The 18,729-nt window shown below is 72.1% G+C and carries 14 protein-coding genes; 4 read left to right on the forward strand and 10 right to left on the reverse strand.

Annotated elements, in window-relative coordinates; all coding sequences use genetic code 11:
- Nucleotides 1–85 precede the first annotated feature (85 nt).
- Nucleotides 86–1,405, forward strand: coding sequence for an ATP-binding protein (locus ACE101_RS01815; RefSeq protein WP_379125826.1), 1,320 nt, complete (start codon nt 86–88; stop codon nt 1,403–1,405).
- A gap of 165 nt (nt 1,406–1,570) precedes the next feature.
- On the opposite strand, the gene ACE101_RS01820 is transcribed toward ACE101_RS01815, so the two are convergent.
- A complete protein-coding gene (locus ACE101_RS01820) occupies nt 1,571–2,218 on the reverse strand; it encodes a DUF1007 family protein (RefSeq protein WP_379125827.1) in 648 nt (215 codons plus the stop codon).
- A 141-nt stretch (nt 2,219–2,359) separates the two neighbouring features.
- On the opposite strand from ACE101_RS01820, the gene ACE101_RS01825 reads away from it, so the two are divergent.
- Entirely contained in the window at nt 2,360–4,798 is a 2,439-nt protein-coding gene (locus tag ACE101_RS01825) for a heavy metal translocating P-type ATPase (protein ID WP_379125828.1), read from the forward strand.
- Nucleotides 4,799–4,802: 4 nt separating this feature from the next.
- On the opposite strand, the gene ACE101_RS01830 is transcribed toward ACE101_RS01825, so the two are convergent.
- The 7 genes from ACE101_RS01830 to ACE101_RS01860 form a co-directional block, all read right to left on the reverse strand.
- Nucleotides 4,803–5,606, reverse strand: a complete 804-nt coding sequence (locus tag ACE101_RS01830; RefSeq protein ID WP_379125829.1) for an enoyl-CoA hydratase/isomerase family protein — start codon at nt 5,604–5,606, stop codon at nt 4,803–4,805.
- A 301-nt stretch (nt 5,607–5,907) separates the two neighbouring features.
- Nucleotides 5,908–8,064, reverse strand: coding sequence for a TonB-dependent receptor (locus tag ACE101_RS01835; protein ID WP_379125830.1), 2,157 nt, complete (start codon nt 8,062–8,064; stop codon nt 5,908–5,910).
- 314 nt (nt 8,065–8,378) lie between these two features.
- Nucleotides 8,379–9,599: a CaiB/BaiF CoA transferase family protein gene (locus ACE101_RS01840; protein ID WP_379125831.1), complete on the reverse strand. Its 1,221-nt coding sequence runs from the start codon at nt 9,597–9,599 to the stop codon at nt 8,379–8,381.
- 46 nt (nt 9,600–9,645) lie between these two features.
- Nucleotides 9,646–10,368 carry an ABC transporter ATP-binding protein gene (locus ACE101_RS01845; protein ID WP_379125832.1) on the reverse strand — a complete coding sequence of 241 codons (723 nt, stop codon included), beginning with the start codon at nt 10,366–10,368 and terminating at the stop codon, nt 9,646–9,648.
- A gap of 4 nt (nt 10,369–10,372) precedes the next feature.
- Nucleotides 10,373–12,415: a branched-chain amino acid ABC transporter ATP-binding protein/permease gene (locus ACE101_RS01850; protein ID WP_379125833.1), complete on the reverse strand. Its 2,043-nt coding sequence runs from the start codon at nt 12,413–12,415 to the stop codon at nt 10,373–10,375.
- 48 nt (nt 12,416–12,463) lie between these two features.
- Complete coding sequence (locus tag ACE101_RS01855) at nt 12,464–13,336, reverse strand: branched-chain amino acid ABC transporter permease (RefSeq protein ID WP_379125834.1); 873 nt, start codon at nt 13,334–13,336, stop codon at nt 12,464–12,466.
- Between the two features lie 83 nt (nt 13,337–13,419).
- Nucleotides 13,420–14,634: an ABC transporter substrate-binding protein gene (locus ACE101_RS01860; protein WP_379125835.1), complete on the reverse strand. Its 1,215-nt coding sequence runs from the start codon at nt 14,632–14,634 to the stop codon at nt 13,420–13,422.
- A gap of 502 nt (nt 14,635–15,136) precedes the next feature.
- On the opposite strand from ACE101_RS01860, the gene ACE101_RS01865 reads away from it, so the two are divergent.
- Nucleotides 15,137–15,589, forward strand: a complete 453-nt coding sequence (locus ACE101_RS01865; protein WP_379125836.1) for an OsmC family protein — start codon at nt 15,137–15,139, stop codon at nt 15,587–15,589.
- 17 nt (nt 15,590–15,606) lie between these two features.
- On the opposite strand, the gene ACE101_RS01870 is transcribed toward ACE101_RS01865, so the two are convergent.
- The gene (locus ACE101_RS01870; RefSeq protein ID WP_379125837.1) at nt 15,607–16,857 is read right to left on the reverse strand and encodes an NAD(P)/FAD-dependent oxidoreductase; all 1,251 of its coding nucleotides are present in this window, start codon (nt 16,855–16,857) and stop codon (nt 15,607–15,609) included.
- 105 nt (nt 16,858–16,962) lie between these two features.
- Nucleotides 16,963–17,904 (reverse strand): hypothetical protein, encoded by a 942-nt coding sequence (locus ACE101_RS01875; RefSeq protein WP_379125839.1) that lies wholly within the window; start codon nt 17,902–17,904, stop codon nt 16,963–16,965.
- A gap of 186 nt (nt 17,905–18,090) precedes the next feature.
- On the opposite strand from ACE101_RS01875, the gene ACE101_RS01880 reads away from it, so the two are divergent.
- Nucleotides 18,091–18,705 carry a carboxymuconolactone decarboxylase family protein gene (locus ACE101_RS01880; RefSeq protein ID WP_379125841.1) on the forward strand — a complete coding sequence of 205 codons (615 nt, stop codon included), beginning with the start codon at nt 18,091–18,093 and terminating at the stop codon, nt 18,703–18,705.
- Nucleotides 18,706–18,729: the final 24 nt, after the last annotated feature.

Raw genomic sequence — 18,729 nt, forward strand, 5'->3', positions numbered from 1 at the left:
GGGCTGACGCCCGCCGCGGAGGGGCCGGGTGTTTGCCGGCTCCCTCCATCGCGAACCCGTCACGCGGCCCGCATAGAGTGGCCCCATGTCGTCTCTCCCCTTCGATCCGCGCCGCAGCGCGCCGGCCCGCCGGGCGGCGTGGCGGGGCTCCCTGATCTCGGGCCTCCTCGTCATCGCCATCGTCGCCTGGGACCGGGTCGCCGAGCCGTGGTTCTGGGCCGCCGCCCTCATCGCCATCGTGGCGGGGGGCTGGCTCGCCTCGCCCCGCGCGGAGAGCGTCCTGCCGCACCGGGACAGCGGCAAGGACGCCCGCCACAGCCTCGCCGAGGCCCTCCTCGCCAACATCCCCGACCCGGTGATCCTGATCGACCGGCGCGCCCTCGTCATCGAGGCGAACGCGGCCGCCCGGGCCCTGCTGCCCGCCCTGCGCCCGCGCTACCCGCTCTCCTTCGCCCTGCGCGATCCGGCGGTGCTCGACGGCATCGAGACCGTGCTCCATTCGGGCGAGCCGCTGAAGACCCTCTACGCGCTCCGGGTGCCGACCGAGCGCACCTTCGAGGTGCAGATCGGCACCATGCAGGGGGCGCCGGCCACGGGGGGCCAGCCGAACCTCGTCCTGTTCCTGCGCGACCTCACCTCGGCCAAGCGGCTCGAGACCATGCGGGTCGATTTCGTGGCCAATGCCAGCCACGAGCTGCGCACGCCGCTCGCCTCGCTGCTCGGCTTCATCGAGACCCTGCAGGGTCCGGCGCGCGGCGACCCGGTGGCGCGGGACCGCTTCCTCGCGATCATGCGCGAGCAGGCCCTGCGCATGACGCGGCTGATCGACGACCTCCTGTCGCTCTCGCGCATCGAGCTGCACGCGCACGTGCCGCCCACCACCGTGATCGATGTGGGGCCGCTCGCCCGCCAGATCGTGGATTCGCTCACCCCCCTCGCCGGGGAACGCGGGGTGACGGTGACCCTGGAGACCGAGCCGCCGCCGCTCGCCGTTCGGGGCGACCGCGACGAGATCCTGCGCCTGATCGAGAAGCTGGTGGAGAACGCCGTGAAGTACGGCGGCGAGGGGGCGACGGTGGCCGTGCGGGTCGCCCGCGCGGCGCCCGAGGGAGTGCGCGCGCCCCAGATCGTGATCGCGGTGGCGGATGACGGTCCGGGGATCGCCCCCGAGCACCTGCCGCGCCTGACCGAGCGCTTCTACCGGGTCGATCCCGCGTCGAGCCGCCAGCAGGGCGGCACGGGGCTCGGCCTCGCCATCGTCAAGCACATCCTCAACCGGCACCGCGGCCGGCTCAGCATCGAGAGCGAGCCCGGCCAGGGCTCGACCTTCCGGGCCGAGCTTCCGGCGGTGGTTGGAGAATCGCTGCCCGTGCGGGCGCTGCCCCCAGCCACGCAATCGGCGTGACGCCGCTCCGGAGCAGGCGGGGAACGGCTGGCGCCGCTCTCGGGGACAAGCAGGAGCGGCTGACGCCGCTCTCGGGGACAAGCGGGACCGGCTGACACCGCTCTCGGGGACAAGCGGGACCGGCTGACGCCGCTCTCGGGGACAAGCGGGAGCGGCTGGCGCCGCTCAGGGACAGGCAACCAGCGCGCGGCCGATATAGTCGGCTCCCGTCGCCGCCGCGGCGGCGGGGCGGGCGGTGGCTTCCGCGTCCGGGATGAGCTGCTCGCCCACCTGCGCCTCCTTGGCGGGGCGCGTGACCTTGAGCAGGCAGGAGGAGGCGCCGACGAGCCGCACCGGCTCCGGGCCGGGCGCGAGCCCGAAGGCCACGTAGAAATCCGGATCGGCGGTGGTGACGACGAGGGTGCGCACCGCCCCCAGCGGCGCGCTCGGCGCGAGCGTGAAGGACAGCGTGAGCCGCCCGTCCCGGTATTCGGCCCGGGCATCGCCCGGCGGCGCGAAGGCGAGGGGCCGCCCGTTGAGCTTCGCCTGCACGAAGTAGCCGGTCTCGGCGAGGGCCGCGACGCGCTCGCGGGCGATGGCGGCGAGCTTGTCGGGATCCGGCACCCCGTCGCGCTTCGAATCGAGGTTCAGCACCGCGAAGGCCGAGTAGTCGGGATCGAAGGTCCACGAGACCCGCATCCCCACGAGGCCGCGGCCCTCGTCCAGCACCACCTCGCTGCGGGCCTCGACCCAGACATGCGGATGGGCCCCGGCAGGCGCGCAGGCGAGACAGCCGAGGAGCAGCAAACCCGTGCGGGCGGAGATCCGGTGCATGGCCCCGCTCTGGCGGGCAACAGCGGCGAATCCATGATGCGGCGAAACCATGCCACGGGCGCAAGGGTGCCGCGAAGCGCAGCGGTATCCCGGCCGCGGCGCCGGGCTCCCATATGGGAGGGCGAGCCTCAGGAGCCGGCCATGACCGCCACCGCCCGCCGCCTCACCCTCCCCGTGGAGGGCATGACCTGCGCGTCCTGCACGGGGCGCGTCGAGCGGGTGCTGAAGGCGGTGCCCGGCGTGTCGGGCGTCGCCGTGAACCTCGCCACCGGGCGGGCCACCGTCGACCTCAACCCCGACAACAACCCCGCTTCCCTCGCCGAGGCCGTGGCGGATGCGGGCTACGCCATCCCGGAGCGGACGAGCACCTTCGCCGTCGAGGGCATGACCTGCGCGTCCTGCGTCGCCCGCGTCGAGCGGGTGTTGCGGGCGGTGCCCGGCGTGACGGAGGCCAGCGCCAACCTCGCCACCAACCGCGTCACGGTCCGCCATCCGGAGGGCCTCGTGGAGCCGGCGGCTCTCGAGGCCGCGGTGGCGGATGCGGGCTACGCCCTGAGGCCCCTCCCGGCCGCCCCCCTTGAGCCCACCGGGCTCCCCGCCGAGGCGGCGGCCCTGCGGCGCGACCTCGTCGTCGCGGCCGGGCTGGCGCTGCCGGTCGTCGTCCTCGACATGGGCGGCCACCTGATCGGGGCACATGCCATGCACGCCCTCGTGCCGGCCGGCTGGAGCGCGGGCATCCAGGCCGTCCTCGCCACCCTGGTCCTCGCCGGGCCGGGCCGGCGCTTCTTCGCCCGCGGGGTGCCCGGCCTGCTGCGCGGCCACCCGGACATGAACGCCCTCGTGGCGCTGGGGACGGGAGCGGCCTACGGCTATTCCCTCGTCGCCACCCTGGCGCCCGGCCTGCTGCCGGAGGGCACCGCGCATGTCTATTTCGAGGCCTCGGTCCTCATCGTCGCCCTGATCCTGCTCGGGCGCTTCCTGGAGGCGCGGGCGAAGGGGCGCACGGGGGCGGCGATCGCCCGCCTCGTCGGCCTCGCCCCCAGGACCGCCCGGCGGATCCGCGGCACGGCGGAGGAGGAGGTGCCGGTGGCGGACCTGCGCCCCGGCGACCGGGTGCGCGTGCGCCCCGGCGAGCGCCTGCCCGCGGATGGGTGCGTGGTGTCGGGCACCTCCGCGGTGGACGAGAGCATGATCACCGGCGAGCCCGTGCCGGTGCGCAAGGAAGCAGGGGCGCCCGTCACCGGCGGCACGGTCAACGGCACCGGCAGCCTGGAGGTGGCGATCGAGCGGGTCGGGGCCGATACGGTCCTGGCCCAGATCGTCCGCATGGTCGAGGCGGCGCAGGGAGCCAAGCTCCCGATCCAGGCCCTGGTCGACCGGGTCACCGGCTGGTTCGTCCCCGCCGTGATGGCGCTCTCGGGCCTCACCTTCCTGGCTTGGCTCCTCCTCGCGCCGGGCCCCTCCCTCGGGATCGCCCTCGTCAACGCCATCGCGGTGCTGATCATCGCCTGCCCCTGCGCGATGGGGCTCGCAACCCCGACCTCGATCATGGTCGGGACCGGCCGCGCGGCGGAGCGCGGCGTGCTGTTCCGCAACGGCAGCGCCCTCCAGGCCCTGGAGGGCATCCGCGCGGTCGGCTTCGACAAGACCGGCACGCTCACCGAGGGCCGGCCGACCCTCGCCGACTGGATCCCGGCCCCCGGCCGCGCGGCGGAGCGCGAGGCCGCGCTCGCCCATGCGGCCGCCCTGGAGACCCGGTCCGAACATCCCCTCGGCCGGGCGATCGTCGCGGGGGCCGAGGCGCGGGGCTTGGCCCTGCCCCCGGTGGAAGCGTTCGAGGCGGTGCCGGGCTTCGGGCTCACCGGCCGGGCGGGCGGGCGGGCCGTCGCGGTGGGGGCGGCCCGCCACATGGCCCGCCTCGGGATCGCGGTCGCGCCCCTCGCCGAAGAGGCCGCGCGGCTCGCGGAGGCGGGCCGCTCGCCGCTCTACGTCGCCCTGGACGGCCGGCTCGCGGCCCTGCTCACGGTGGCCGATCCGCTGAAGCCGACCGCCGCCGCCGCGGTGCGGGCGCTCCAGCGTCAGGGCGTGGCGGTGGCGCTCGTGACCGGCGACGACCGGCACACCACGCAGGGCATCGCCCGGGACCTCGGCATCGCCACGGTGCTGGCGGAGGTGCTGCCGGCCGACAAGCTCGCGGCGGTGCGGGAGATGCGCGCCGCCCACGGCCGGGTCGCCTTCGTGGGCGACGGCATCAACGACGCCCCCGCCCTGGCGGAGGCGGATGTCGGGATCGCCCTCGGCACCGGCACCGACGTGGCGGTGGAGAGCGCCGACGTGGTGCTGATGGCGGGCGACCCCGCCGGGGTGGTGGAGGCCACGCGCCTGTCGCGGGCGGTGATGCGCAACATCCGCCAGAACCTGTTCTGGGCCTTCGCCTACAACGCGGCCCTGATCCCGGTGGCGGCGGGCCTGCTGCGGGCCTTCGGCGGCCCGCTGCTCTCGCCGGTGCTGGCCGCCGGGGCGATGGCCCTGTCGAGCGTCTTCGTGGTCGGCAACGCCCTGCGGCTGCGGCGGGCCTGACGGATCAGGTCCCGGTCCAGTTCGGCGGGCGCTTGGCCAGGAAGGCCTCCATGCCCTCCCGGAAGTCGTTGCTGGTGTAGCACATCAGGATCAGGTCATCGCCCGCATGGCCGCCCGTGCCGTCCGGCTCGGGCTCGCCGTTGAGCCGGCGCAGGCCCTCCTTGGTGGCCGCGAGCGTGAGGGGCGCGTGGCCCGCGAGCAGCCGCGCCAGCTCGGTCGCCCGCGCCTGGAGGGCGTCGGCATCCTCCACCACCTCGCCGACGAGGCCGATGGCCTGCGCCTCCTCGGCCGGGACCAGCCGGGCCGTGAACAGCATCTCCTTGACGCGCCCCGACCCGATCAGGCCCGAGAGCCGCCGCAGGTTGCCGAGCGAGAGGCAATTGCCGAGGGTGCGGGCGATCGGGAAGCCGAAGCGCGCGTCGCGCGTGGCGAGGCGCAGGTCGCAGGCCGCCGCGATCGCCGCCCCGCCCCCCGTGCAGGCGCCCGCGATCGCCGCGATGGTGGGCTTGCGGCACCGCTCCAGGCTGCCGAGCACCCGGTCCATGAAGCGCTCGTAGCCGAGGGCGTCCTCCGCCGTGCGGAAGGCGCGGAACTGCGCGATATCGGTGCCCGCCGCGAAGGCCTTGCTCCCTGCGCCCGAGAGGATCACCGCCTTGACCGCGCGGTCCTCGTCGAGGGTGCGGCTGAGGTCGTAGAGGCGCTCGTACATGGCGAAGGTGAGCGCGTTGCGCGCCTGCGGCCGGTTGAGGGTGATGCGGGCGATGCCCTCGTCATCGACCGCGTAGAGCAGTTCGTCCGTCTCGGTCATGGCGCGCTCCCGGGGCGATCAGATGGGGCGGCATTAGGCGGAGTGGCGCCAGGCTTGGCAAGCGGATGGGTGCGGGCGTCTCCTCGGTGATCGGGGGCGTCAGTGTCGGAATCCGTCTCGATCCAGCGGCCGTTGCGCTTCCGGTCGATGATGGCCTGACGCCGCCGTCTCGCATGCGCCGTCGCGCATCCTGGCCCTCGATCTTGCGGGCGACGGAATCCGTCGGATCCCGATGCCGCCGATCCCCCACGTCTTTCGCTGGGCGGCCGCCCAGGATCCGCCGGGCAGCCGCCCGCCCGGCTCAGAACCGGGCCACCACCTGCACCCGGATCGCCCGCGGCGAGCCCGGCGTGATGTTGAAGTTGCTGTTGGCGGTGGCGACGTAGTGCCGGTCGAACAGGTTCTCGATGTTCACCTGTGCCTGCACCGACTCGTTCACGCGATAGAACAGGCCGAGATCGAACCGCGAGAAGCCCGGCAGCCGGACGGCATTGTCCGAGGCGGCGAAGGTGTGGCTCTGGTGGATGTAGCCGAGACCGAGGCCGAATTCCTTGGTGATGTCGAACCGGTTCCAGAGCGTGACGGTGTTGAAGGGCACGAGCCCGACCTTGTTGCCGGCCACCACGGTGGCCGAGGTGGCGCTCCCGATGCGCGCATCCGTGAGGGCGTAGCCGCCCGCCACCTGCCACCAATCGGTCAGGTAGCCGTTGGCGCCGATCTCCACCCCCTTGGCGTTGGTCTTCCCCGAGAGGAGGAAGAAGCCGGAATTGACGGGATCGGGCAGCCGCTGGTTGGTGCGGTCGAGATCGTAGAGGGCCGCGGTGAGCTGGAGGGCCGGGGTCACGTCGTATTTGACGCCGACTTCGCGGTTCTCGAACTTCTCCGGCTCGGCGATGGCGAGACCGGGGCTGAAGATGCCGATCTGGTCGCCCGTGCTCGGCAGGTAGGACACGCTGTAGCTGCCGTAGAAGGCGAGGTTCGCCAGCGGCTTCACCACGATGCCGGCCCGCGGCGAGAGCAGGTTGTCGACCCGGTCGTTCGAGCCGTTCGGGCGGTTGTCGCGGGCGCGGGACGAGAAGTCGAAACGGTCGTAGCGCAGGCCGGCGATGAGCTGGAGATGCTCGTTCACCTCGACCTGATCCTGCGCGTAGGCGGCGGCGAGGCCGAGACTGTAGCGGTAATTGGCGTCGGTGGTGCCGTTGTTGAGGAAGATCACCGGGATGCGGGTGACCGGCGCGAGCGGGTTGACCACGACGTTGCGCACGCCCACCGCGCCGAAATTGCCGGTCTCGCGGAAGGCGAGACCCTCCTGGCGGCCGAGCTCGAACCCGGCGAGCAGGGTGTGCTTGAGCGGCCCGGTCACGAACTCGTAGGTGAAGTCGTTCTGGCTGAACAGGTTGGTCCGGTCGGTCTCGTTCCGGTAGGCCGAGAGGCTGACGGCGGTGCCGGCGGCGTTCACGGCGCCCGCCGGCAGGGTGTTGCGGTAGAAGCGGTCGTAATCGGCGAAGCGCAGCTGGCTGTGCATCTGCACGCCGCCGTCGAACCGGTGGTCGAGAGTCGCGGTCGCGATGTGGGCGTCGACCTTGGTGAAGTTCACGTCCGGGTTGCCGAAGAAGGTCCGCAGGTTGCGCCGGTAATCGTAGGCGCGGGCGCCCTGCGAGGTGATGCCGCGGTCGACGAAGCGGTCGTCGTGGAAGTACTCGTAGGAGAGCTTCAGCGTGGTGGCCGGATCGATCAGGAAGGTCGCGGTCGGGTTGACGCCGTAGCGGCGCAGGTCCCCGTACTGGCGATAGGTCCCGCTATCCTCCACAACGCCGTTGAGGCGGAAGAACAGGGTGTCGCTGAAGCGGTCGCCGATATCGACGGCGAGCCGCTTGTCGTCGAACTGGCCGCCGCCCGCGGTGATCTCGCGCAGGCGCAGGCCGTCCGCCTCCTTGAGCACGCGGTTGACCACGCCGCCGCCGCCGCCGCGGCCGAAGATCATCGCGTTCGGTCCCTTCAGCACCTCGATCCGCTCGACGTTGTAGGTGTCGCGGTAGTATTGCACGTCGTCGCGCATGCCGTTGACGTAGAAATCCGCGCTCGAGCGCTGGCCGCGGATGACCACGTCGTCGCGGTTGCCCTCGCCCTGAGCGGGGACCACGCCCGGCACGTAGCGGAGCTGCTCGGTCAGGTTCTGGTAGTTCTGGTCGCGGATCTGCTGGCGCGTGACGACCGTCACCGATTGCGGGGTGTCGATGAGCGGGGTGTCCGTCCGCGTCGCCGAGGTCGTGCGCGTGGCGAGGTAGCCGACCGTCCCGACCCGGTCGCCCACCACGTCGATCCGCTCGAGCGTCAGCGTGCCGTCCGGGGCCGTCGGCGGGCTTGCCGGCGCCTGCGCGTGGACGCCCGTCGCGAGCATGACCGAGAGGGAGCCGAGCAGAGCCGTCGAGCCCCGCACCTTACGAAGAGAGTTCATTGCAGTGATGTCGCCCACGGGCCGCAGGGTTAGCGGCGCGTGGGCGCTTTCCAAGAACCTCTTCCGAGCTGCAAGCCTCTCCCCGTCAAGGATTCACCGCGCCATATTTGAATTCCTACAATGATAATTCGCAAATCATGTCCATGTTTCGGAAATTCTTGGTCTCCTAACCGCAAGTTGCGCCCCGCAGGAGGCGCCACCATCGCATCTTTCGTTGCGTCAGTTGCAGGTCGGATACACTCCGCCACGCCTCCGACATGATCGCCCGCTGGCGTGGATGATCGCGGGCGCCGGAACGCGAGGCGAGGGACGGCTCAGGATCCGCCTTCCCGCACCACGCCGCGGGCGATCAGATCGTCGATCGCCGCCGCGTCGTAGCCGTGCTGGCCGAGGATCGCGCGGCTGTGCTCGCCGAGCAGCGGGGCCGGGCCGTGGACGCGCCCGGGCGTGCCCGAGAACTTCACCGGCAGGCCGAGCGTGCGCATCGGCCCGGCCCGGGGATGGTCGACCTCGACCACCATCTCCCGCGCCAGGGTCTGCGGGTCGCGGTGCATGGCCGCGACGTCGAGGACGGGCCCGGCCGGCACGCCGCCCGCCTCCAGCCGCGCGAGCCACTCGGCCGAGGTCGCCTCCCGGAAATGCGCCGCGAGCACGGCGGCGAGATCCTGGCGGTGCGCCATGCGTCCGCGGTTGTCGGCGAAGCGCGGATCCTCCGCCAGCGCCTCCGCGCCGAGCACCGCGAGCAGGCGCAGCCAGTTGGTCTGGTTGGCGGCCCCCACGGTGATCCAGCCATCGGCGGTGGGGAAGGCCTCGTAGGGGGCGTTGAGGGGATGGGCCGAGCCCATCGGGCCGGGCGCCACCCCGGTCGCGAGCGCGATGGCCGATTGCCAATAGGTCTGGACGATGCCGGCCTCGAACAGCGAGGTGTCGACCTGCTGGCCCTCGCCGGTCTTCAGGCGGTGGCTATAGGCGGCGAGCACGCCCATCGCCGCGAGGATCCCGGCGGTGATGTCGGTGACGGGCGCGCCGCTCTTCACCGGCGGGCGGCCCGGCCCCTCGCCGGTGATGCTCATGAGCCCGCTCATGCCCTGGGCCACGAGGTCGAAGCCCGCCCGGTCGGCGTAGGGGCCGGTGCGCCCGAACCCCGAGAGCGAGCAGTAGATCAGGCCCGGATTCCCGGCGCGCAGGCTCTCGTAGCCGAGGCCGAGCCGCTCCATCGTCCCGGCCCGGTAGTTCTCGATCAGGATGTCGGCGTCCCGCGCCAGCCGGCGCAGCACCGCCTTGCCGTCCGGATGCTTGAGGTCGAGGGCGATGCCGCGCTTGCCGCGGTTCATCATCAGGTAGGCGGCGCTCTCCCCGGCGAGGCTCGGCGGCACCATCCGGCGGGTGTCGTCCCCGCCCTCGCTCTTCTCGACCTTGATCACCGTGGCGCCCATGTCGGCGAGCATCAGCCCGCAGACCGGACCCGCCATGATGTGGGCGAGTTCGATCACCGTCACGCCCGCGAGCGGGCCCTGCCGTTTCGGCTCCTGCATGATGGCTCTCCTCCCGGCCCCGATCTTGGGCCGGGCGGCGCGCCGATCAATGGCCTCCGCCGAGATAGGCCGCGCGCACGGCCGGATCCGAGCGCAGCTGCTCGGCCGGGCCCTGGAAGCGGATGCGGCCGTTCTCCAGCACATAGGCGTGGTCGGCGACCCCGAGGGCCGCCATGGCGAACTGCTCCACGAGGAGCATGGTCACCTGCTCCTCCTTCAGGCGGCGGATGGTCCGGAAGACCTCCTCTACCAGCTTGGGGGCGAGCCCCATGGAGGGCTCGTCGAGGAGCAGGATGTCGGGGCGCAGCATCAGCGCCCGGCCCATGGCGAGCATCTGCTGCTCGCCCCCCGAGAGGGTGCCGGCGAGCTGGGAGCGCCGCTCCTTGAGGCGGGGGAACAGGGCGTAGATGCGGTCGCGGTCGGCGGCGACGTCGCCCTTCGGCCGCGAGCCGGTGAGGCGCGGGAAGGCGCCCAGCGTCAGGTTGTCCTCCACCGTGAGGGTGGGGAAGACCCGGCGCCCCTCGGGGGAATGGGCGAGGCCGGCGCGGGCGACCTCGTGGCTGTCGAGCCCGCCGATCTCCCGCCCGTTGAGGCGGATCGAGCCGGCCCGCGGCCGGATCATGCCGGAGAGCGCCCGCATGGTGGTGGTCTTGCCGGCCCCGTTCGAGCCGATCAGGGTGACGACCTGCCCCTTCGGCACCGTGAAGGTGAGGCCGTGCAGCACCTCGACCTGCCCGTAGCCGGCGGCGAGTTCCGTGACGTCGAGCATCGGTCTACTCCGCGGCGTCGGCAACCGGGCTGCCGAGATAGGCTTCGATGACCTTCGGGTCGGCCTGGATCTCGCGGGCACCGCCCTCGGCGATCTTGTGGCCGAAATCGAGCACGCTGACCCGGTCGCAGAGCCCCATCACCACGTCCATGTGGTGCTCGATCAGGATCACGGTGATGCCCGCGTCCCGGATCTTGCGGATGATGGCGGTGAGTTCCGCGATGTCGGGGGCGGTGAGGCCGGCCGCCGGCTCGTCGAGGAGGAGGAGCACCGGATCGAGCGCCAGCGCCCGGCCGATCTCGAGGAGGCGCTGCTTGCCGTAAGGGAGGTTGCGCGCCTCGACCTGCGCGAGGCTGCCCAGGCCCACGAAGTCGAGGATCGCCATGGCGCGCTCGCGCGCCGTCCGCTCCTCGCGCCGCCGCCGGGGCGTACCGAGGATCGCGTCGAACAGCGTGCCCTGGAAGCTGTGGTGGAGCCCGACCAGCACGTTCTCCAGCGCGGTCATCTCCCGGAACAGCTGCACGTTCTGGAAGGTGCGCGCCACGCCCGAGAGGGCGATCTCGGACGGCGTGCGCCCATCGAGGCGGCTCTCCCCGGCCAGCACCACCGCGCCCTCGGTCGGCCGGTAGATGCCGGTGAGCACGTTCATCATCGTGCTCTTGCCCGAGCCGTTCGGGCCGATGAGGCCGTGGATCGTGCCGGGCCGGATGCCGAGATCGACGCCGGCGAGCGCCTTGAGGCCGCCGAACTGCATCACCACGCCCTCGACCTTGAGGAGCGGGTCGGCGCCGCCGCGCCCGTCCTGCCGGATCAGCGCCTCGCCGGAGGCGGCGAGGTCCCGGCCCGCGCCCGTATGGGACGGGCGCAGGACGGGCAGCTTCTCGCGCAGGTAGCCGACGATCCCCTCCGGCAGGTAGTAGACCACGAACAGGATCATCAGCCCGAACACGGTGAGCCGGTAATCGGTCACCGATTGCAGGGCGAGGGTCGCCGGGAAGAAGGCGATGCAGAGGAGCGCCGGCAGCAGGATCGCGAAGCGGTTCTCCCGGGCGCGCAGGAAGGCGACGGCGAGGATGACCACGGCCAGCGCCGCGATGCCGCCCGCCATGATCCGCACGAGCTCGATGTCGGCGAGGATGTTGGGCATCATCACGATGATGGCCGCGCCGATCAGCGGGCCGGAGCGCGACTTGCGCCCGCCCATGGTGACCGCGAGCAGGAACAGCACGGTCAGCTCGAACCCGTAGGAGTTCGGGGCGACGTAGCGCTCCGACCACGCGAAGAGCGCGCCCGCGAGCCCGGCGAGTGCTGCCGAGATCACGAAGGCGTAGACCTTGTAGCGGTAGACGCTGACGCCCATGCAGTCGCAGGCGATGGGCGAATCGCGCAGGGCCTCGAAGGCGCGGCCGAAGGGCGAGCGCACCACCCGGTTCACCACCACGATGGTGGCGATGAGGCTCAGGCAGACGAGATAGTAGAATTCGAGCTTGCGCCCGGCCGCGCCCCAGGGGGCCTGCATGCCGACGAGGGAGAAGTCGAGGACGCGGGCCGGCGGCAGGGTGATGCCGAGCGGCCCGTTCGTCAGCTCGGTCATCTCGTTGATGAAGATCTGCACGATGGTGCCGAAGGCGAGCGTCACCATGGCGAGGTAGGGGCCGCTCACCCGCAGAGCCGGGATGGCGAGCAGGAGCCCGAACGCCGCCGTCACGCCGATGCCGGCGAGCAGCCCGGCCCAGATGCCGAGCTTGAACTTGAGGAACAGCACCGCGGCCGAATAGGCGCCGACGCCGAACAGGCCGGCATGGCCGAGCGAGACCTGGCCCGTGTAGCCGACCACGATGTCGAGGCCGAGGATCAGGATCGCGTAGATCGCGATCACGGTGAGCAGGTGGATGTAGTACTGGCTCGTGACGACGTGGGGGAAGGCCGCCAGGAACAGGACGAGGAGGGCGGCGCCGATCAGGCCCGTGATGCGGCCGAGGCCCGCCCCGTTGGCGGGCGGGGCGGTCTCGCGGGCGAGGACGGGCGCGGATGCGGACTGCGCCATGATGCTTGAGCTTCCGGAAGCGGGGGAGGGGACGGCGCGCGGGCGCCGTCAGACCTTCTTGATCACGGCCTTGCCGAACAGGCCCACCGGCCTGACCGCGAGGACGAGGAGGAGCAGGATCAGGCCGGGCACGTCCTTGTAGCCCGTCGAGATGTAGAAGCCGGTCAGCGTCTCGGCGATGCCGAGGATCAGCCCGCCGACGATGACGCCGAGGCCGGATTCGAGGCCGCCGATGATCGCCACCGCGAAGGCCTTCAGCGCCAGCACCGAGCCCATCGTGGCGCCCGTGAGGGTCACCGGGGCGACGAGCACGCCCGCGAAGGCCGCCGTCATCGCGCTGATCGAGTAGGACAGGGTGATCACCTTGCGGGTGTTGATGCCCATCAGGCCGGCGGCGTCGATGTCGTTCGAGGTCGCCACCACCGCCTTGCCCCAGATCGAGCGGCGGTTGAACAGCTCGACCGCGAGCATCATCAGCAGCGCGCCGGCGACGATCAGCAGTTCCATCGGCAGCACGCGCACGCCCCCGAAGGTCAGGGCGGCCTCGGGCAGCGGCGAGGGGAACTTGAGGTCGTCGCGGCCCCAGATGTTCTCGGCCACGTTCTTGAAGATGATGCCGAGCGCGATGGTGGCCATGATCCACCCGTACTCGGACTTGATCTTCACGGCCGGGCGCACGCCGAGCCGCTCGACGACGGCGCCGAGCGCGAAGCCGAAGACGAGGACGAGGGGCAGCATCAGCCAGTAGCCCGTGAAGGGCGTGAGCGTGAGGCCGAACAGGGCGCCGAGCATCAGCGCCTCGCCCTGGCCGAAGTTGAGGGTCTTCGAGGTGGCGAAGGTGAGCTGATAGCCGAAGGCGATGGCGGCATAGATCATGCCGACCGCCACGCCGCTCGCCACGAGCTGCAGGAAGATGGTCATGGGAGGACCCGGGGGAGGCCGTGGGGATCAGGCCCGCGCGGGGTTCCGCGCGGGCCGCTCGCGGGACCGAACCGATCGTCCGATCAGTTCGACGCCTTCTCCTTCAGACGGACGACGCCCGCGTTCTTGGCGTCCTCCTCCTTGGCGTAGACGATCCGTCCGTCCTGCACCTTGCCGAACACCACCATGTTGCGGGTGATGGCGTTGTGGTCGGTCTTGGTGAAGGGCTTGTCGTAGGTCGTCACCACGCCCTCGACCTTCTCCTTCAGGTCCTCCAGGGCCGCACGGATCTTCGCCCCGTCGGTGCTGCCGGCCTGCTTGATCGCGGCGGCGAGCAGGAAGACCGAATCGTAGCCCTGCGCGCCCGCCACCGGGGTCGGGATCTTCGAGACCTTGAAGGTGGCGTAGTAGTTCTCGAGGAAGGCCTTGCGCCGCGGCAGGGTCTTATCCTCGATGAAGGTCTGGGGCATGGTCACGCCGTTGCCGTTCTGGCCGGCGATGTCGATGAAGCTCTGCATCGAGGCCGGCCACGAGGTGATCATCGGCACCTTCCAGCCGAGCTTGGCCATGCCGTTGGCGATCTGGCCCAGTTCCGGCCCGATCCCGTAGGCCAGGATCACGTCCGCGCCCGCCGCCTGCGACTTCAGCAGCTGGGGCGTCATGTCGACGTCCTTGATGTTGAACTTCTCCACCGCGACCGGGGTGACGCCCTTGGCCTTGAGGTACTTCTCCAGATCCTCGCGCCCGAGCTGGCCGTAATTGGTGGAATCGGCCAGGATCGCGATCTTCTTGAAGCCGCGGGCGATGGCCTCGTCGGCCATCATGCCGGCCTGCAGCACGTCGTAGGCCGAGGTGCGGAAGACGTAGTTGGCGTCGTAGTCCGGCGGGTTGAACTGGTTGGTGATGACGGTGCCGGTGGCGACGTTGTTGATCACCGGGATCTCGGCTTCCTGGTAGAAGCGCTGGGCGGCGAGCGCCACGCCGGTGTTGATGAAGCCGAGCGTCGCGACGACCTTCTCCTTGTTGATCAGCTCCTGCGCGACCTGGGCGCCGACCTCGTTCTTGGCCTCGTCGTCGCGTTCGACGATCTGGAGCTGGCGCCCGAGCACGCCGCCCTTCTGGTTGATCTCCTGCACCGCGAGGCGCACGCCGTCGCGCATCGACACGCCCATGGACGAGGAGCCGCCCGTATAGGGTCCGGACACGCCGATCTTGATCGGGTCCGCGGCCCGGGCGGGGCCGGCCAGAATTGTCGCGCAGACGAGCGCCGCCGCGAGGGCGGTGAGGGGCAGTCGCATCGGGGTCTCCTCCGAGAACGTTTCTTGGACATGCCGGCCCGTGTCAGCCGGACCTTGAGGCGGCGGATGGAAGCGAAAATGGCAGCGCTTGTCGAGCGCGCCTTTAGATGTAGACGGGGGTGCGCCGGCGGGCTTTTCGTCTTGCTTCGGCCGCCGCCGAAACAACGGCGAGACCGCGCGGACATCATCGGGACGCTCGACCGAGGAGCGTGCGGCCGATGATCACCTGCTTCATCCGTGACGAGATCGAGACCTTTCGCGTCGCGAAGGCCGAGGGCTTCATCCGCCGGGAGGACCGGATCTTCCTGCGCCGCGTCGAGGGGGAGCCCGCGTGACCGCGACGGTGCGCCATGGCGCGCCTCGCCGCGAGCGGCTACGCAGGTTTCGCGGAAGTGGTCACCGGTTTTGCGGCGAAAACCTGCGGCACAGCAGAACCGAAGCGGACGAAGCGTTGGCAGGCCAACGCAAGTCCGCCGAGGCAGTCTTCACAAGGAGGAGCAGCATGGCGACCTTTACCGCCGCGGTGACCTGGGCCCTCCGGGAGGGCGACGACTTCGCCAGCGGCCGCTACAGCCGCGGCCACGACCTGCGCTTCGACGGCGGCGTCACCGTGCCGGGCTCGGCCTCGCCGCACGTCGTCGGCGCCTGGGCGGTGCAGGAGGCGGTCGATCCGGAGGAGATGCTGGTCGCCGCCCTCTCCAGCTGCCACATGCTGGTCTTCCTGCATCTCGCGCGGCTCGCGGGCTTCCGGGCCGCGGCCTACCGCGACGAGGCGGAGGGCGTGATGGAGACGATCGCCCCGGGCCGGCAGGCGGTGACGCGGGTGACCTTGCGCCCGCGGATCGACTGGACCGGACCGGCCCCGGATGCCGAGCGCCTCGCGCAGCTCCACCACGAGGCGCACGAGGGCTGCTTCATCGCCAACTCGGTGAGGACGGAGGTGGTGGTGGCCTGAGCCCCCGCGGGCTGCCGTCAGCCGCCGCCCGGCCGGGCCTGGATCACCGGGGCCGCCGCCGCCAGGATCGCCGCCCGGTCGCGGGTGAGGGGCGGGTAGATGCGCGCGCCGTTGATGGTGCGCTTGGTGGCCTTGGCCTCGGCCCCCGCGGCGACGAGGCGCCCGCGGTCCCAGCCCGCCGTGTAGACCGCCCCCCACGCCCCCAGATCCAGCACCGTCACGTAGTCGGGCACCGAGAAATCGAGGAGCCGGTCGGGCCGGCCGGCGAGATCGCAGACGGCGTTGTGGCCGGCGAACCGCCCCATCGGGCGGGCGTGCTGGCAGGACATCACGGTGCGGTGGCCCGCTGCGTCAGCCGTCGCCGCCGCGACGTCGCCGGCCGCGAACACCTCCGCCCGGCCCACCACGCGCAGGTGCGCATCCACGAGCACCCGGCCGAGGGCGTCGCAGGGCACGCCGAGCTGCCCGGCGAGCGGGCTCGCCCGCATGCCCGTGGCGCAGACCACGGTGAGCGCCGGGATCCGGGTGCCGTCCTCGAGGGTCACGCCCGCCGAATCGATCAGGTTCACGCCGGCGCCCGCGATGCCGACGACCCCGGCCGCGGCGAGCGCCTCCCGCACCGCCGGCATCGCCGCGCCGCCCATGGTCGCGCCGACCTCCGGGCCGCGGTCGATCAGGATCGTCTCCACCGGCCCGGCATCGCCCGCGCGGTCGCGGGCGGCGGCGAGGCGGACGGGCAATTCGCAGGCGAGCTCGATCCCGACGAGCCCGGCCCCGACCACCACGGCGGTCCAGCGCCCGGCCTGCCCGCGGCCGATCGCGCCCGCGGCGAGGGCATCGAGATGCTGGGCGAGGCCCTGGGCGCCCTCGATCGTGTCGACGTCGAAGGCCGCATCCGCACCCGGCACCTCCGGCCGCCGCAGGGCGCTGCCGGCGGCCAGGATCAGGCGGTCGTAGGGCAGGGTGACGGGCGGGTCGGACCGCTGCGCCGGCTGCACCGCGAGACGGCGCTCCGCGGCATCGATCGCCTCGACCCATCCGTCGACGCGACGCACGCCGATCGGGGCGAGCACATCGTCGAGGGGGACGCGCAGCGGCGCGAGATCCGCCTCGTAGCAGCGCACCCGCACCACGTGGAAGGGACCCGGCGCCACCAGCGTGATCGCGATCGCGTCGGCGAGGCCGAGTTCGTCGCGGGCCCGGGCCGCGGCGGCGGCGCCCCACAGGCCGGCGAAGCCGCCCCCCACCACAACGATGCCCTGTGTCATCGCGGACCTCCACGCCTCGGAGCCGGCCGCCCACAGGAGCACGGAAACCCGCCCCGGGCGAGCCCCGGACCGCTCCGGCGGGCCGCCGCGGCCGGGCGCCGCCCGCTACTCCTTCGCGGTCCCCGGCTCGTCCTTGCCCGGGACCGGGGTGATGCCGCCGATCACGCGCACCGGGCGGTTGCCGGCCTCCGGCGGGGTCTTCCACCCGGCATCGGCCGCCTTCGTCGGCGCCGGGGCCGGGCTCGCCGCCGCCACCGGCTTCGACTCGGCGGCCGGCTGCGGCGCGGCGGGTTTCGGCTTCGGCTCGATCAGGGCGGCCGGGCTCTCGATGGGCTTCGGCGGCGTCTTGACGGTCTTGCGGCTCTCGGAGCGGCGAACCGCCTGGTTGTCGGGATTGAGGCCGAGGGGGTTGCCATCCGGCGCCGCGCGGGGCGCCACGGCGGCCGGCGCGGACCGCTCGGGCTGGGGCAGGGGACGCGCCGCGACGCGCTGTTCCTCGGGCAGGGGCGCGGTGGCCAGGGGCGCGGGGCGCCCATAACCCGGTTCGACGCGGCCGTAACCCGGTGTGCGGCCATAGGCCGGTACGCCGGCGGAGGGCATGCCCGCCGCCGGGTCGCGCGGCAGGGGCGGGCGGCCGATCTCGCCGGGCGGCAGGGCGCGCGCATCGGCCTCGGTCCAGCCGTAGCCGGGGCGGCGCCCGCCCGGGATCGAGCCCGGCGGGTAGAGCGGCGCCTCGATCCGGTCGCGGTCGATCACGCGGCCCGTCCGGGCGTCCACGATGAGCCGCACCCGGTTGCCCCAGGGCGAATCGGCTTCGAGCACGTAGGTGTCGCCGTCGAAGCGCGGATGCGTGAAGGCCCGGTAGCCCTCGCGGCCGAGCCGCACCAGCACGGCGCGGGGCGCGAGCACCGCGTCGACCTCCTCGGTCTCGTAATAGACCTGAGCAGAGGCCGGCCTCGGCGCGACGAGGCCGAGCGCCGTCAGCAATCCAGCGACAGTGAGCGCGGCCGCGGGGGCCGCGCTCCGAGTCGATCGCCGAGCGATCATGTCCCGCATTCCCTTGGTTTCGGGTGAGCCGGGTTTATCCCCGCAATCCCCTCGTGCTTGGACGCACCGGTTAGAACTGCCGATTGGGGCGGGATTGCGGGGAGAATGCGGTGCGCCTGCACGGACCGGCCTCGCCATTCGGGGCCGGAGGCACGAGGATCCGCCCCCGCCCCGGGGATTTTCGTGATGCCGCGCCTCCTCCCGATCCTTGCCCTCTGCCTGATGCCGACGATGACGCTCGCGCAAGACCGTCTGCCCACCATCCCGCCCGACCAGTACACGGCCGAGCAGAAGAGCGCCGCCGAGGCGTTCGAGGCCGCCCGCAAGGTCAAGGTCTTCGGCCCCTTCGAGCCGCTGATGCACTCGCCGGAGGTGATGACGCTGGCGCGCTCGATGGGCGATTACCTGCGCTACAAGCCGAAGATCGGCACCCGCCTGTCCGAACTCGTCATCCTGATCAACGCGCGGCTGTGGACGCAGGATTACGAGTGGTACGTCCACGCGCCGATCGCTGCCAAGGTCGGCATCGCGCCGGAGGTGATCGCGGCGATCCGCGACGGGCGCCGGCCCACCGGCCTCAGCGAGGAGGAGGAGATCGCCTACGACTTCACCACCGAGCTGCAGCAGACCAAGCGGGTCTCGGACACCACCTTCGCCCGGGCCGAGCAGCGTTTCGGCAAGCAGGGCGTCGTCGATCTCACGGCGATCAGCGGCTACTACACCTTCCTGGCGATGCAGCTGAACGTGGCGCGCTACGCCCTGCCGAAGGACGGGACGCCGCTGCCGCGCCTGCCGGAGTGATACGGTTTCCGGAAGATCACTTTC

This window comes from Methylobacterium carpenticola (assembly GCF_042748905.1).
Lineage (GTDB): Bacteria > Pseudomonadota > Alphaproteobacteria > Rhizobiales > Beijerinckiaceae > Methylobacterium > Methylobacterium carpenticola.

Excerpts from the sequence above, each read along its gene's own strand:
- ACE101_RS01830 (WP_379125829.1), bottom strand. The coding sequence starts at position 5,606 with ATGACCGAGACGGACGAACTGCTCTACGCGGTCGATGACGAGGGCATC.
- ACE101_RS01865 (WP_379125836.1), top strand. The coding sequence starts at position 15,137 with ATGGCGACCTTTACCGCCGCGGTGACCTGGGCCCTCCGGGAGGGCGAC.
- ACE101_RS01875 (WP_379125839.1), bottom strand. The coding sequence starts at position 17,904 with ATGATCGCTCGGCGATCGACTCGGAGCGCGGCCCCCGCGGCCGCGCTC.
- ACE101_RS01825 (WP_379125828.1), top strand. The coding sequence starts at position 2,360 with ATGACCGCCACCGCCCGCCGCCTCACCCTCCCCGTGGAGGGCATGACC.
- ACE101_RS01855 (WP_379125834.1), bottom strand. The coding sequence starts at position 13,336 with ATGACCATCTTCCTGCAGCTCGTGGCGAGCGGCGTGGCGGTCGGCATG.
- ACE101_RS01845 (WP_379125832.1), bottom strand. The coding sequence starts at position 10,368 with ATGCTCGACGTCACGGAACTCGCCGCCGGCTACGGGCAGGTCGAGGTG.
- ACE101_RS01840 (WP_379125831.1), bottom strand. The coding sequence starts at position 9,599 with ATGCAGGAGCCGAAACGGCAGGGCCCGCTCGCGGGCGTGACGGTGATC.
- ACE101_RS01870 (WP_379125837.1), bottom strand. The coding sequence starts at position 16,857 with ATGACACAGGGCATCGTTGTGGTGGGGGGCGGCTTCGCCGGCCTGTGG.
- ACE101_RS01880 (WP_379125841.1), top strand. The coding sequence starts at position 18,091 with ATGCCGCGCCTCCTCCCGATCCTTGCCCTCTGCCTGATGCCGACGATG.
- ACE101_RS01860 (WP_379125835.1), bottom strand. The coding sequence starts at position 14,634 with ATGCGACTGCCCCTCACCGCCCTCGCGGCGGCGCTCGTCTGCGCGACA.
- ACE101_RS01815 (WP_379125826.1), top strand. The coding sequence starts at position 86 with ATGTCGTCTCTCCCCTTCGATCCGCGCCGCAGCGCGCCGGCCCGCCGG.
- ACE101_RS01835 (WP_379125830.1), bottom strand. The coding sequence starts at position 8,064 with ATGAACTCTCTTCGTAAGGTGCGGGGCTCGACGGCTCTGCTCGGCTCC.
- ACE101_RS01850 (WP_379125833.1), bottom strand. The coding sequence starts at position 12,415 with ATGGCGCAGTCCGCATCCGCGCCCGTCCTCGCCCGCGAGACCGCCCCG.
- ACE101_RS01820 (WP_379125827.1), bottom strand. The coding sequence starts at position 2,218 with ATGCACCGGATCTCCGCCCGCACGGGTTTGCTGCTCCTCGGCTGTCTC.